The sequence below is a fragment of the Rothia mucilaginosa ATCC 25296 genome (genome assembly GCF_000175615.1).
GTDB classification, from domain to species: Bacteria; Actinomycetota; Actinomycetes; order Actinomycetales; family Micrococcaceae; genus Rothia; species Rothia mucilaginosa.
Genome location: NZ_ACVO01000025.1, coordinates 1 through 14,830, shown reverse-complemented (window position 1 = coordinate 14,830; position 14,830 = coordinate 1). Strand labels below are relative to the sequence as shown.

The following is a 14,830-nucleotide window of genomic DNA, read 5'->3' as shown; positions in this document are numbered from 1 at the left end:
ACCCGAGTGCAAATGAAAAGCGTGAAAAAGAAAAGGGTCGAACATGTCCACAATTTGATGCATTTAGAAGTAATAAACGCTTCACAAGCCATTTTGAGGTGTATCCTAGTTCACATCTAGTGTGTTCAAGCTCAGCTGGAACCCACCAGAAAAACACACCAGCCTCCCAGAAACACCCCGGGAGCCAAGCAAAGGAGCACCGTGCAACACACCGCCTCCCCAAACCCCCGCGGCCGGTCGCATCGACGCCGAATCGGCAGCGGGCTACTCACCCTCAGCATGGCGCTGAGCCCCCTCGCAGCCCTGGGCACCACAGCCCATGCCGCGGAAGACCCCGACGCCGTCAAGCAAGTACTCAGCGAAAGCATGAAGAACGCCAGCGGCACCGTCACCGCCTTCGTCCGCTTCAAGGGTAAGGGCGCCTTTGAACAGACCCAGCCCGCAGGCGTACGCGCCGGCGTGCAGGCACCCGTCAACACCAGCTCACAGGTGCAGGCAATCGCCTCCCAGGTGCAGAGCCAGGCACAGCAGGTCAGCAGCCAGTCCGGCGCGCAGGTCCTCTACACCACCCACAACGCAGTACGCGGCGTGGCAGTGCGCGGTGACGCAGAGTCCATCAAGGCACTCGCCAACCGCCCCGACGTAGAGAAAATCTCGCCCATCCTGCCCAAGTACCGCCAGAACGCGGGCGCCGCCATTGACGCAGGTTCCCTCGCCACTTGGACCGGCACCACCAACCCCGCCGGCGCGGGCGGATACACCGGCAAGGGCGTGAAGATCGCCGTCATCGACTCCGGTATCGACTACACCCACACCGACTTCGGCGGTAGCGGCAAGCTCGAAGACTACGAGAAGGCATCCAAGCTCACCGAGTTGCCCTCCGCAGACTCCGGGCTCATCAACCGCACCAAGGTTGCTGGCGGCTACGACCTCGTTGGTGACGCCTACGACGGCAGCAACACCGCAACCCCCGACGGCAACCCGCTCGACTGCACCACCGGCGGCCACGGCACTCACGTGGCGGGCACCGCGGCAGGCTACGGCGTGAACGCCGACGGCAGCACCTTCACCGGCGACTACAGCAAGCTCACCGCAGAGCAGCTCAAGACCATGAAGATCGGCCCCGGCGTCGCCCCCGACGCTGAAATCTACGCCTTCCGCGTCTTCGGTTGCAGCGGCAGCACCAACGTCGTTATCGAGGCGCTCGACCGTGCCCTCGACCCCAACGGTGACGGCGACTTCTCCGACCGCGTGAACGTGGTCAACATGTCCCTCGGTGGCGAATTCTCCCCGCAGGACGACCCCGAAGCCTACGCCGTTGACGCGCTCACCCGCGCCGGCGTGCTCTCCGTGATCTCCGCGGGTAACGCCAACGACTACAGCCTGCGCGGTGACACCTACTCCAACTCCGGTCACCCCGCCACCGCAGCCAGCGCAATCACCGTAGCTAACGCCTACGGCTCCACCCGCGCCGTCGATGCGGCAGAGCTGACCGACCCCGCCACCGGCACCACCCGCAAGGTACGCGGCGACTACAGCGTCTCCTACCCCTGGGCACAGGCGGGCACCAAGGAATTCACCGGTGAACTCACCGCAATCTCCGAGAACAACCGCTACGCCTGCAACGCCCTCAGCGCTGACGAAGCGGCAGCTGTAAAGGGCAAGTGGGTGCTCATCGACTGGGCTAAAGATGACGGTGAGCTCGCCTGCGGCTCCAAGGTGCGCTTCGACAACCTGGAGGCGGCAGGCGCCAAGGGCGTGCTGCTTGCAGGCAATGACGAAGAACCCGGCCTGGGTATTGCCGGTAACGATACCCTGCCCGGTTTCCGCCTAGCAGCATCCGCCGCTAAGGACCTGCGTGCACAGATCACCGCAGCAGAAGCGGCAGGTAAGCCCCTGACCGTGCGCCTCGGCAACGAGCTGAAGTCCTCCCTGCGCGTGGACACCGACAAGCTGGATCAGCTGAACCCCATGAGTGCCCGCGGCTTCCACGGCAGCTACGGCTACACCAAGCCCGACATTGCGGCACCCGGCTCGTACATCACCTCCGCGGCGGTGGCAACCGGTAACAACTCCGTGACCTTCAGCGGCACCTCCATGGCGGCACCCTACGTGACCGGCTCCGCCGCCCTGGTCATGCAGAGCCACCCGACCTACACCCCCGCACAGGTCAAGTCCGCTCTCATGAACACCGCAACCCACGATGTGCGCACTGAATCCGGTGCTACATACGCGGTGGACCGTGTGGGCGCCGGACGAGTCGACACCCTCGCTGCTGTGCAGTCGAAGTCCCTCGTCTACAACGCTGACAAGAGCGGTACCGTGTCCCTGAGCTTTGGTGTGCTCGAGTACGCACCGGATGCTGGCGTTCAGACCCTCACCCGCGAGGTGACGGTCGAGAACACCGACTCTGTGGCACACACCTACGCCCTGTCCTACGCTGAAAGCACCAATATTCCCGGTGTGGAATACTCCTTCCCCTCCGCGGTCACCCTCGCACCCGGTGAAACTAAGAAGTTCGAAGTCACCGTGCGCATCGACCCGTCCAAGCTGGAGAAGACCCGCGACGCAGCAATGGACACCACCCAGAACGCAACTGACTACTACACCGGCAACGAAACCGTTCCCGAACAGTACCGTCAGTACATTGCCAGCGCATCCGGCCGACTCGTCCTCACCGAAGACGGCACCAAGGCACTGCGCCTGCCCGTTCACGTGGCACCCAAGCCCGTGAGCACCATGCACGCTGCCGAAGACACCGTCACCTTCACCCAAAAGCCCTCCAGCGACGAGGCACAGAAGGCAGACACCGGCTGGACCAAGTCCCAGATCTCGCTGCGCGGCACCGAGGTCAACCAGGGCGGCTACCGCTCCCTGCTCGGCGCTTTCGAGTACGGTGCGAGCGTGGACCGTGTGGCTCCCACCTCCCTGTCGCTGAACAGCAACGTTAAGGCGAACCTGCAGTACGTCGGTGCTTTCTCGGATGCGCCCGCGCTGAAGGCAGCCGGCGGCAATGCCGATGACGGCACCCTGCGCTTCGGTATCTCCACCTGGGCGAACTGGGATGTTGTCTCCTACGAGAACACCTTTACCGTAGAAATCGACACTGACGGCAACAACCGCGCCGACTACAAGCTGGTCACCGACCGCGCTAAGGGCCTGGACTACCCGCTGGTTCGCCTCTACGGCTACAAGAACGGCAACCTCGTCGAGCTCGGCTACTACCCGCTCAACGGCGCCTGGGGTGATGTGGACACCAACATGATGGACACCAACACCCTCATCATGAGTGCACCCCTCAAGGACCTGGGCCTGACCAGCGCAAACAACCCGGACATCCAGTACCGAGTCAGCGCAACCACCCAGTACGAGTGGGGTAACGTCAGCGAAACCGGCTGGATCAAGTACCGCCCCTTCAGCCCCAAGCTGTGGTTCAGCGGCGACTCCTCCGCCGTGGCTGGCCTTCACCCGGATGCCTCCACCACCACCCTGACGGCGCACCGCTCCGCTGACGCAATCCCCGCGCTCGGCGAATCCGGTACCCCCGCCAAGGCGCTGCTGCTGCACCTGCACAACGGCACCGGCGACCTCTCCGGTACCAACGGCGCCAAGGGCAACCGCGCCGAGGTGCTGAACATCAAGGAGCAGCAGACCGAGTACATCACTCCGTCCCGCTTCACCGATGTGAAGAACACCGACCAGTTCTACACCGAGATCTCTTGGTTGGCTCAGCGCGGCATCACCACCGGCTACCCGGACGGCACCTACCGCCCGCTGGAGTCCGTGGAACGTGGCGCAATGGCGGCGTTCTTCTACCGCATGCAGGGTTCCCCGCAGTTCACTGCCCCCTCCACTCCGAGCTTCAAGGATGTGCCCACCACGCACCCCTTCTACAAGGAGATTGAGTGGATGAAGGCTCAGGGCATCACCACCGGCTACTCGGACGGCACGTTCCGCCCCTCCGCACCGGTGAACCGTGACGCCATGGCTGCGTTCTTCTACCGTGCAGCGGGTTCCCCGCACGTGGATCTGCCCGCAACCAGCCACTTCAGCGATGTTTCCACCGATAACCAGTTCTACCGTGAAATCACGTGGCTGGCTTCGAAGGGCATCAGCACCGGCTGGCCGGACGGCACCTACCGCCCGGTGACCCCCATTGCCCGCGACGCAATGGCTGCGTTCATCTACCGCTACACCGAGAAGGTTGCTAACCAGGCCGGCCGCTAGACGGTAGCGAATGGTTCGGGTCCTCTCCCACCTCCTGCATGGGGTGGGAGGGGTACCCGGAACCGGCAGGCTCCGGGGCCTGAAGACCCCGGAACCTCTCAAGTTTTGGTGGCGGTTTCACCGGCGGATGCACTCACTCGTCGTCTGCCGGTGGGGCCGCCTCCGCACATCACCGATACACAACCACAGAGCACACAGCACCATCGAAAAATAGAAAATCCGAAGGAGGATTCCATGACAACGCCTCATGCGCCACGCCGCAGAATGAAGGCTGTCGGTGCGACCGGTTTGAGTGCAGCTCTTGCCCTTACTCTCGGCGTTCCCGCCACTTTCTCTGCAGCTCACGCTCAGAGCCCCCAGCAGGTCGAAGGAAGCACTGCGAGCGCATCCGGTGACGCTGCCTCGCGTATCAGCCCGGGCCTGCAGAAGGCTGAAGGCCAAATCACCGTGTATGTGCAGTTCAAGGGCAAGGGCGCGTATGAGCAGACCCAGTCCGCGGCTGTTCTGGCACGTAAGGAGGCGCCGGCGAACCGTCAGGCGCAGGTGCAGGCTATTGCAGCTCAGGTGCAGTCGCAGGCTCAGTCTGTGGCGGCTGCTTCTGGCGCGAAGCTGATGTACACCACGCATAATGCGATGCGTGGTGCGGCGATTACTGGTGATGCTGCGCAGATTCGTGCGTTGGCGGAGCGCCCGGATGTGGAGCGTATTTCGCCGATTATCGCGAAGGAGCGTATGAACTCCGGTAGCGAGATTGATACGAAGACTCTTGCCACGTGGACTCGTGAGAATACGGGGTACACGGGTAAGGGCGTGAAGATTGCGGTTGTTGACTCCGGTGTTGACTATACGCACGCTGATTTTGGTGGCCCCGGTACGGTGGATTCGTACCTGAAGGCTAAGGCGATGACGGAGCTTCCGTCCGCTGATTCGGGTCTGATTGATCGTAATAAGTTCATTGGCGGCATTGACTTGGTCGGTGATGACTACAATGCGTCGGTGGCTGAGAAGTCGACTCCGCAGCCGGATAATAACCCGCTGGATTGCCGCCCGGATGGTTTCGGTTCTGGCGGTCACGGCACGCACGTGGCGGGTACTGCCGCCGGTTATGGTGTGACGGCGAACGGTACGACTTACCGTGGCGATTACAAGAACCTGACGGAGGAGCAGCTGAAGGGCATGTCTATTGGCCCCGGTACTGCTCCTGATGCTCAGATTTTGGCGATTCGTGTGTTCGGTTGCTACGGCAATTCGAGTGTTGTGATGAAGGCGCTCGATACCGTGATGGACCCGAATGGTGACGGTGATTTCTCTGACCGCGCCGACATTGTGAACCTGTCGCTCGGTGGCGAGTTCGCCCCGGCTGACGACCCTGAGTCGTACATGATTAATACGATGGCGCGCCAGGGTGTGTTCACTGTGGCTGCTGCCGGTAACGCCAATAACTACAACGGTGTGGGTGACACCTACTCCGATTCGGGTAGCCCGGCGAATGCTGCTGCGGCGCTGTCGGTGGCGAACGCCTACGGTTCGACTCAGCCGATTGACCGTGCCCGCGTGACCACGAAGACTGGTTTGGAGTGGTTGCAGGGTGATTATTCGGTGAACTTCGATTATTCGAAGGCATCCGCTGATCAGCTGCGCGGCGAGGTTGTTGCCGCGCCGAAGCGTAACCGTTACGCTTGCGAGGCTTTCACCGCTGAAGAGGCGAAGGCTTTGAAGGGTAAGTGGGTTTACTTCGACTGGGATCAGGACGATTTGACGTTCCCGTGCGGTTCGAAGGTGCGTTTCGATAACGTTCAGGCTGCCGGCGGTGTTGGCGTGGTGATGGCCGGTAAGGCTGAGCGCTACACGATCGGCATTGGTGGTAATGCGACCATTCCGGGTCTGCGTCTGACTGCTTCTTCAACGAAGGACCTGGAGAAGGCTCTGGCTGCCGGTCCGGTGACCGTTGAGATGAACCTGGACTACAAGGCTTCGGGCCGCGGTCCTCACTCGCACGCTTTCGATTTGAATTCCTCGAGCGCTCGCGGTCAGCACGGTTCTGATGGCTTCATTAAGCCTGACCTTGCGGCACCGGGTACTGAGATTGTCTCTGCCGCTGTGGGCACGGGTAATAAGGGTGTTTCCTTCACCGGTACCTCCATGGCGACCCCGCATGTTGCCGGTGTTGCCGCTCTGGTGATGCAGGCGCATCAGGATTACAACCCGCAGATGATTAAGGCTGCGCTGATGAACGGCGCGTCCACCCCGATCAAGAATGAGCAGGGTGCGCAGTACGCGGTGGATCGTGTGGGTACGGGCATGGTGAATGCTCGCGCCGCCGTGGACGCGAAGGTTATCGCGTACGATGCGAAGACCCCCGAGCGTGTTTCGACCGCGTTTGGTGTGCTGGAGTACACCCCCGATTCGGGTATTCAGACTGTTCAGCGTGAAATCGTGCTGGACAACACCGATTCGCAGGCTCACACCTACACTCTGAGCTACGAGGCAAGCACGACCATCCCGGGTGTGGAGTACTCCTACCCGCAGCAGGTGAGCGTGGGTGCCGGTGAGCGTAAGAACGTGACCGTGACCGTGCGTATTGACCCGTCCAAGCTGGAGAAGACCATGGACCCGGCGATGAGCGCCGACCAGGTTGCTCAGGATTGGACGACCGGTAAGACTCTGGCCGCCGGTAAGCGCCAGTACATTGCGAGCGCTTCTGGTCGCCTGATTTTCTCTGAGAATGGTCGCGAGGCGATCCGCCAGTCGATTCACGTGGCGCCGAAGCCTGTCTCGAAGATGCGTGTTGATGCGTCCCGTATTGATTACAAGGGCATTTCCGATAAGGAGTCCACGGTGACTCTGCGCGGTACGACCCTGAACCAGGGCGGTTACCGTTCGCTGCTGGGTGCGTTTGAGCTGGGTGCGGTCAGTGACCGCATTCCGTCCGGTCAGCTGAAGCTGCCGTCGAACCAGTCTGTTGACCTGCAGTATGTGGGTGCCGCCTCGGACGCACCGGCGTTGAAGGCTGCCGGCAAGAACCCGAACGATGGTTCTCTGTTCTTCGGTATTTCGACCTGGGGCACCTGGGACAGCATGCACTGGGGCCGTCAGGTACAGGTTCAGATTGATACGAACAACGACTCCACCGCAGATTACGTTCTGGAGGTGACCCGCGAGAAGGGTCTGGACTACCCGCTGGTGAAGGTCTGGTCCATCTCCGGTAACGCATCCACCGTGGTGGCTCGCTACCCGCTGAACAGCGCCTGGGGCGACACCGACACCAACATCATGGACACCAACACCATGATTCTGGGTGTGCCGCTGAAGGACCTGGGTCTGACCGCGGAGAAGGCTCAGAGCATCAAGTACACGGTGCAGACTGACACCTGGCACAACGAGGGTAACTCCTACGTGGACACCACCTCGACTATCGAGTACTCCCCCTTCAACCCCGGTGTGTGGTTCACCGGTGAGGAGTCGGGTGTGCCCGGCCTGTTTGTGGATCGTGACGGCGGTCAGCTGACCGTTCACCGCAAGAACAACAACAAGGAGCGTCAGGCTCTGTTCCTGCACATGCACAACGCGACCGGTGACCTGAGCGGCCGTAAGACCGCTAACGGTGTTGCCGCTGGCGACCGTGCGCAGGTCGTGAAGGTGGCTCGTACCATCCACGATGCACGCTTCACCGACGTTCCTGCGGATAACCAGTTCTACCGTGAAATCACGTGGATTGCTGCCCGTCAGATTGACCGCGGCTACCAGGACGGCACCTTCCGTCCGCTGAACAACATGGACCGCGCAACCATGGCTGCGTACTTCTACCGCATGAGCGGCTCGCCGCAGTACACCGCACCGTCCACCCCGAGCTTCTCGGATGTTCCGCTCAACCACCCCTACTACAAGGAGATTGAGTGGATGAAGGCTCAGGGCATCACGACCGGCTGGCCCGATGGCACCTACCGCCCGGAGGGTTCGGTGAACCGTGACGCGATGGCTGCGTTCTTCTACCGTTACGCAGGTTCGCCCGAGTACACTGCCCCCGCGCAGGCTCGTTTCACGGACGTTCCGACCGACAAGCAGTTCTACCGCGAGATCTCGTGGCTGGCTGAGCAGGGCGTCACCACCGGCTGGCCCGATGGTTCGTTCCGCCCCGTAGAGCCGGTGCACCGCGACGCTATGGCGGCGTTCGTGTACCGCTACAGCACGGGCGTGCTGAAGGAAAGCCCTGAAATCTAGGGTTCCGGAATCTAAGAACCTATAGGTTCTACCGAGGGAGCCGTACCGTTGCAGTTTATCTGCGGCGGTGCGGCTCCCTTTTTTCTGTGGTCGGGTGCTTTCTATTTACGCGTAATGTTCCGTAATACGAGTCTGACTAGGTTATATAAAGAATCGTTGAGACAATAAGTGAAGGTTTCTTCACCATCGGCATGAACCTTGACGTTTACGCCGCATGGGCACACTGGAGGCGCACTGGAAACACAGTGCAGACGCACCGTAGCACTCTCGGTGCAGAACCCTTGCCGTACAGCTCTCCGAGTAGAACTCTCGGCGTATAACTCTCCGCGCAGAACCTCGGTGCAGAAACCGCTAAGAAACGCACCATCACTAAAAAGGAGCATTCAGTGGCAACCTTCCCTGAAGCTACCCCCGCGCGAGCCGCCCGGCACACACAGCCGGGCCGCCTCAAGCAGCTGGCACGCAGCTGCGGCGCACTCACCCTGGGGCTCACCCTCGGGCTGACCGCCCTGCCGTTTGGTACCGCCGCCTACGCGGCACCGGGCGTAGTACGCGGCGCAGACCGGGATGCACCCCACCAGAACACCGGCACCGGCGAGAACAACAACGAAGTTCTCTCCCCCAGCCTGGACGGCGCCACCGGCGAACGCGCCGTGTTCGTCCGATTCAAGGGTCAGGGCGCATACGCCCAGACCCAGCCGGACGCGGTCCGCTCCCGCGCGCAGGCACCCGTCAACGCGCAAGCACAGGTGCAGGCAATCCGCGCCAGCGTGCAGCAGCAGGGCGCCTCCGCGGCGAAGGAATCCGGCGCGCAGGTCCTGTACACCACCCACAACACGATGCGCGGCGTGGCGCTCTACGGTAACGTCGAGCAGATTCGTGCGCTCGCAAACCGCGACGATGTGGAACGCATCAGCATCATTGAGGACATGGCACCGCAGAACAGCGGCACCCTCATTGATACGGACACGCTCTCCGTGTGGGCAAAGAGCCCGGCGAACCCCGCCTCCACCGGCTACACCGGCAAGGGCGTGAAGATTGTCGTGCTCGATACCGGTATCGACTACACGCACGCCGATTTGGGTGGCCCCGGCACGCAGGAAGCCTTCGATAAGGCGAAGGCTTCCGACACGATTCCCGAGGGCACCTACGATCCGAAGAAGTTCCTTGGCGGCTACGACCTGGTCGGTGACGATTACAACTCCGGTAAGAAGGAAACCTCCACTCCCCACCCGGATAACAACCCGCTCGACTGCGGCGGCCACGGTAGCCACGTGGCGGGCACCGCGGCAGGTTACGGTGTGAACGCGGACGGCAGCACCTTCCACGGCGACTACTCCAAGCTCACCGAAGAGCAGCTCAAGGACATGAAGATCGGCCCCGGCTCCGCGCCGGACGCCCAGCTGATTGGCCTGCGCATTTTCGGTTGTAAGGGCACCACCGCGTTCGTCCCCAAGGGCCTGGACCGTGTGCTCGACCCCAACGACGACGGCGACTTCTCCGACCGCGCCGACATCGCGAACCTGTCGCTCGGCAACGAGTTCGGCGTGTTCGATGAGACCGTGAACTACGCGGTCGGTTCCCTCTACCGCGAGGGTATCCTCTCCGTGGTCGCGGCGGGTAACGCCAACAACTACAACGCCGTGGGCGACACCTACTCCAACTCGGGCGGCCCCGGCACCAGCGCCTACGGCCTGACCGTGGCGAACTCCATCGGCTCGACCCAGCTGGTGGACCGCGTGAAGATTCTCGCCCCCGCGAACGAGGCAGACACCTACGGTGACTACTCGGTGAGCTTCGACTACTCGAAGGCGACCGAGGATCAGCTGCGCGGCACTGTGGTGCGTGCCGCCTCCCGCAACCGCTACGCCTGCGAGGCATTCACCGAAGAGGAAGCCGCAGCGCTGAAGGGCAAGTGGGCCCTCATCGACTGGGCGGACGCTGACGGCACCGCACCCTGCGGTTCGAAGGTACGCTTCGACAACCTGCAGGCGGCTGGCGCAACCGGCGTAGTGCTCACCTCGAACACTGAGGTCGGTGACACCGCTATCGGCGGTAACTCCTCCATTCCGGGCGTGCGCCTGGCAAAGAGCCAGGTGGAGCGCCTTTCCGTGCAGATTGATTCGGGTGAGCTGACCCTGCAGCTCGGTGAGAACCTGCGCGATTCGATCCGCGTGCCCAACGGCAAGCTGGATCAGGCGAACACCTCCACCGCGCGCGGCCTGCACGGCTCGCACGGCATCACCAAGCCGGACGTTGCGGCACCGGGCACGAACATTTCCTCTATCGAGGTTGGTAGCGGCACCGGTTCGAGCGTGAAGACCGGTACGTCCATGTCCACGCCGTTTGTTGCCGGTGTTGCGGCGCTGATCATGCAGGCGCACCCGGAGTACGGTCCGCGCATGCTTAAGACCGTCATCATGAACACCGCCGACCACCACATGCAGGACGCCTGGGGCAACCCCTACGCGGTGGACCGCGTGGGTACCGGCCGCATCAACACGCGTGCGGCGGTAGCTGACCGCGTCATGCTGTTCAACGCGGCACGCCCCGAACAGGTTTCGGACACTTTCGGCGTGCTCGAGTACACCCCGAACGCCGGTGTGCAGACCCTGCAGCACCGCGTGAGCGTTGAGAACACCGACTCGGTGGCGCACACCTATGCCCTGAACTATGAGGGCAGCACGAGCATCCCGGGTGTGGAGTTCTCCTACCCGCAGTCCGTGTCTGTGGGTGCCGGCCAGAAGGCAACGTTCACCGTGACGGTGCGCATTGATCCGTCGAAGCTGGAGAAGACCCGCGACCCGTCCATGTACCCGAACCAGGATTCGGTGAACTACTCGACCGGTACGGTGACCATTTCGGGTGCCCGCCAGTACATTGCGAGCGCTTCGGGCCGCCTGATCCTGACCGATGCTGACTCTTCGGCTGCGGTGAAAACCCTGCGCATGCCGCTGCATGTGGCACCGAAGCCTGTCTCCGCGATGCGTGTGGCTGGCTCCGATATCGCCTTCGATGCGGAGGGTTCCGGCGCGACCGAGCAGACCCTGACCCTGCAGGGTACCGCGGTGGATCAGGGCGGTTACCGCTCCCTGCTGGGTGCTTTTGAGCTGGGCGCTTCGAGCCCGCGCATCCCGACCGCGAAGCTGGGTGTGGGTTCGGATTCCCGCATGGACCTGCAGTACGTGGGTGCCGCCTCGAACGTGGCGGCGTTGAAGGCTGCCGGTGCGGACACCTCCGAGGCGCGCCTGTCCTTCGGTATTTCCACCTGGGGTAACTGGCAGGAGGTGACCCCGCGCGGCACCTACTACGTGTTCGTTGACACCAACAAGGACGGCACGAGCGACTACCGCCTGCAGACGGTGCGTGAGAAGGGCCTGGACTACCCGCTGGTGAAGGTTTCTAAGCGCAGCAACGGCAAGTGGCAGGCCATTGAGAACGCCCTGTATCCGCTGAACGGCACCTGGGGTGATACGGACACCAACATCATGGATTCGAACACTCTGGTGATGACTGTTCCGCTAAACGTTCTGGGTCTGGACCCGGACGCCGAGTCCACTGAGATTTCGTACTCGGTGACCACTTCTAGCGCGTTCTCCGCGACGACCGTGGTTGATACGACTGATTCGGTGGTGTTCAACTATGCGGCGCCGAAGCTGTGGTTCAGCGGCGATTCGGCGGGCGTGCCGAACCTGTTCGTGGATGCACCGGAGACTCAGCTGGTGGCACACCGTAACGGCGACGCGAAGAACGTTTCTGCACTGTTCCTGCACATGCACAACGCGACCGGCGACCTGTCCGGCGTAAATGGGGCTGCGGGTGAGCGCGCACAGGTTCTGCGTGTCTCGTCGAACTCTGAGGCTACCGCCGCGAGCGCGCACTTTACGGATGTTCCGGCGGATTACCCGTTCGTGAATGACATTAACTGGCTGGCTCAGCGTCGTATTACGACCGGCTACCCGGACGGCACGTTCCGCCCGAACGGCTCGGTGGAGCGCGGCGCTATGGCGGCGTTCTTCTACCGTATGGCTGGTTCGCCGCAGTTCACTGCACCGAGCACCCCGAGCTTTAAGGATGTGCCGCGTGACCACCCGTTCTACAAGGAGATTGAGTGGATGCGCGCTCGCGGTATTACGACCGGCTGGTCGGATGGTACGTTCCGTCCGAATGCTGCGGTGAACCGTGACGCTATGGCGGCGTTCTTCTACCGTTTTGCGGGTTCGCCGGCGTATTCGGCTCCTGCGGCATCGCCGTTTAGTGACGTGGCGGCCGGTAGCCAGTTCTATCGTGAGATTTCGTGGTTGGCTGAGCAGCGTATTACGACGGGTTGGGCGGATGGTTCGTTCCGTCCGGTTCAGCCGATTGAGCGTGGCGCGATGGCGGCGTTCTTGCACCGCTATAACGTGCGTGTGCTGAATAACCGCTAGTCGGATGCGGATGTGAGGGCCGTGTCGGGGTGGAGTTTTCTGCCCCGGCACGGCCTTTTCTGTGGGCTGTTATGCCTGCGGCGTAGACTTAAGTTATGCGTGAATTACAGGTTCAGAACGGCGAGGATGAGACGCTGTCAGCTGCCCAGGATGTCCTCGATCAGGAGGAGCTTCTGAACGCGGCGGCGGACTTCGTTGATCGCTATGAGAGCGTCTTTGAAAATCTAAGCCACTGATATTCCTTCGAAAGAAATACCCCGGTAAACACCACAAGTCCTTAAAACCCACATAAACCCAAGTAATTTTTATGAAAATATTTCATAAAAACCACAGAAAAGCACAAAATCAAACATATTTCAATGTAGTGCAATATGTGATATTTTCAACAGTATTTTTCCTGGATTAATCCACTCCAAATCTGCTAATCTATGAAACACAACACACCGTTAATTTTTCGATTTATTATTAGGAGGAAATTATGTCTAATATTTTTTCCAATCTTCGTTGGGGCGTTGATACTCATGGCAAAAAATAAAGAAGCCCTCTACGACGAGCTTGTTGACATACAGAACAAGATTGATCACCACCCAATGATTTCTGGGCCTCACGCCGAAGCTAGTAGCCTTGTTGAAATCATGAAAGAACAGGGTTATTCACATGAAGAGATTGAAAAATCCCTCAAAGACCAAGGACTTCCAAGTATTGTCGATATTGGCAAAAATACTATTAGCGGAATGTTTAGCCTTTGGTGGCTTAACTATAAAAAAAATAATATAGAGGCGTCAATCGAAAAAATCTCCCGCAAGGAAGATCGTCGAAAAAATTAATACACCTAAAATGATTTAATACTATTAGGGATGTAATTTATTTTTTGACGCCATTCTCATTCTAGCTAAATACCCCCGGCGGATGCTGTACGCGTCTGCCGGGGGTATTTGCTTGCCTCACCCTGCCCGAGGTGGGCTAGTTAGCGCGGGCGGGTCTGAACGCACCGTGTGGAACACTACCTTGCTTCCCTCGGCGGTTCACCGCACGGGCTATAAGGTGGAGCGTACACTTAAGTCATGCGTGAATTACAGGCACAGATCATCCGTGAAATGGGCGTCAAGCCCAACATGACCGAAGAGCAGGCACGCGAAGAAGTGGAGCGCCGCATCCAGTTCATCTGCGACTACCTGGAAGCCACCGGAAGTCGCGGCCTGGTACTGGGCATCAGCGGCGGCATTGACTCCACCCTGGCGGGTCGCCTCTGCCAGCTGGCGGTGGACCGCCTCAATGAGCGCGGCCGCACCACCGAGTTCGTGGCGGTGCGCCTGCCCTACCGTGTGCAGCACGACGAAGAGGACGCGCAGGAGGCGCTGCGTTTCATCCAGCCCACCCGCTCCCTGACCTTCAACATTGCGGAGGCTGTCGACGGTTTCGACACCGCCTACACTGACGCAACCGGCGAGCAGATCAGCGACTTCAACAAGGGTAATGTGAAGGCGCGCGCCCGCATGATCGCCCAGTACGCGATTGCTGGCGGCCCCGGCTACCTGGTGGTGGGTACCGACCATGCGGCGGAGTCCATTACGGGTTTCTTCACGAAGTTCGGTGACGGCGGCGCTGACCTGCTGCCGCTGGCTGGTCTGAATAAGCGCCAGAACCAGCTGCTGCTGCGTGTTTTGGGTGCGTCTGAGCGTCTGTGGGCTAAGCCGCCGACGGCTGACCTGCTGGACGGCGTGCCCGGCCGTACCGATGAGGATGAGCTGGGTCTGACCTACCCGCAGATTGATGACTACCTGGAGGGTAAGGAAATCGACGAGGCGGCAGCTGCAAAGCTGGAGCAGATTTACCTGCGTAGCCGCCATAAGCGCACTACTCCGGTGACGATTTTTGATTCCTGGTGGAAGAACTAGCGTCAAAACACTAGCGCCTCAACCGGCGTAAGAACTAACGTAAAAGCCNCNCTCGTC

Annotated in this window: 5 protein-coding genes; all 5 read left to right on the top strand. The window is 60.9% G+C overall.

Going from position 1 to position 14,830, the window contains the following annotated elements:
* Positions 1-279: 279 nt before the first annotated feature.
* The 5 genes from ROTMU0001_RS08260 (at position 280) to nadE (ending at position 14,773) form a co-directional block, all read left to right on the top strand.
* Positions 280-4,227, top strand: a complete 3,948-nt coding sequence (locus ROTMU0001_RS08260; RefSeq protein WP_005509169.1) for a S8 family serine peptidase — start codon at positions 280-282, stop codon at positions 4,225-4,227.
* A 234-nt stretch (positions 4,228-4,461) separates the two neighbouring features.
* Positions 4,462-8,448: a S8 family serine peptidase gene (locus ROTMU0001_RS08255; protein ID WP_044143864.1), complete on the top strand. Its 3,987-nt coding sequence runs from the start codon at positions 4,462-4,464 to the stop codon at positions 8,446-8,448.
* A gap of 386 nt (positions 8,449-8,834) precedes the next feature.
* On the top strand, positions 8,835-12,875 hold the full coding sequence (locus ROTMU0001_RS08250; RefSeq protein WP_005509166.1) for a S8 family serine peptidase: 4,041 nt from the start codon (positions 8,835-8,837) through the stop codon (positions 12,873-12,875).
* A 521-nt stretch (positions 12,876-13,396) separates the two neighbouring features.
* A complete protein-coding gene (locus ROTMU0001_RS08245) occupies positions 13,397-13,702 on the top strand; it encodes a hypothetical protein (protein WP_005507293.1) in 306 nt (101 codons plus the stop codon).
* A gap of 237 nt (positions 13,703-13,939) precedes the next feature.
* On the top strand, positions 13,940-14,773 hold the full coding sequence (gene nadE, locus ROTMU0001_RS08240) for an ammonia-dependent NAD(+) synthetase (RefSeq protein WP_005509164.1): 834 nt from the start codon (positions 13,940-13,942) through the stop codon (positions 14,771-14,773).
* Positions 14,774-14,830 lie beyond the last annotated feature (57 nt).

Bases quoted from the DNA above. Each gene is read 5' to 3' on its own strand.
- ROTMU0001_RS08260 (WP_005509169.1), top strand. From the start codon at position 280: ATGGCGCTGAGCCCCCTCGCAGCCCTGGGCACCACAGCCCATGCCGCG.
- ROTMU0001_RS08255 (WP_044143864.1), top strand. From the start codon at position 4,462: ATGACAACGCCTCATGCGCCACGCCGCAGAATGAAGGCTGTCGGTGCG.
- nadE (WP_005509164.1), top strand. From the start codon at position 13,940: ATGCGTGAATTACAGGCACAGATCATCCGTGAAATGGGCGTCAAGCCC.
- ROTMU0001_RS08245 (WP_005507293.1), top strand. From the start codon at position 13,397: ATGGCAAAAAATAAAGAAGCCCTCTACGACGAGCTTGTTGACATACAG.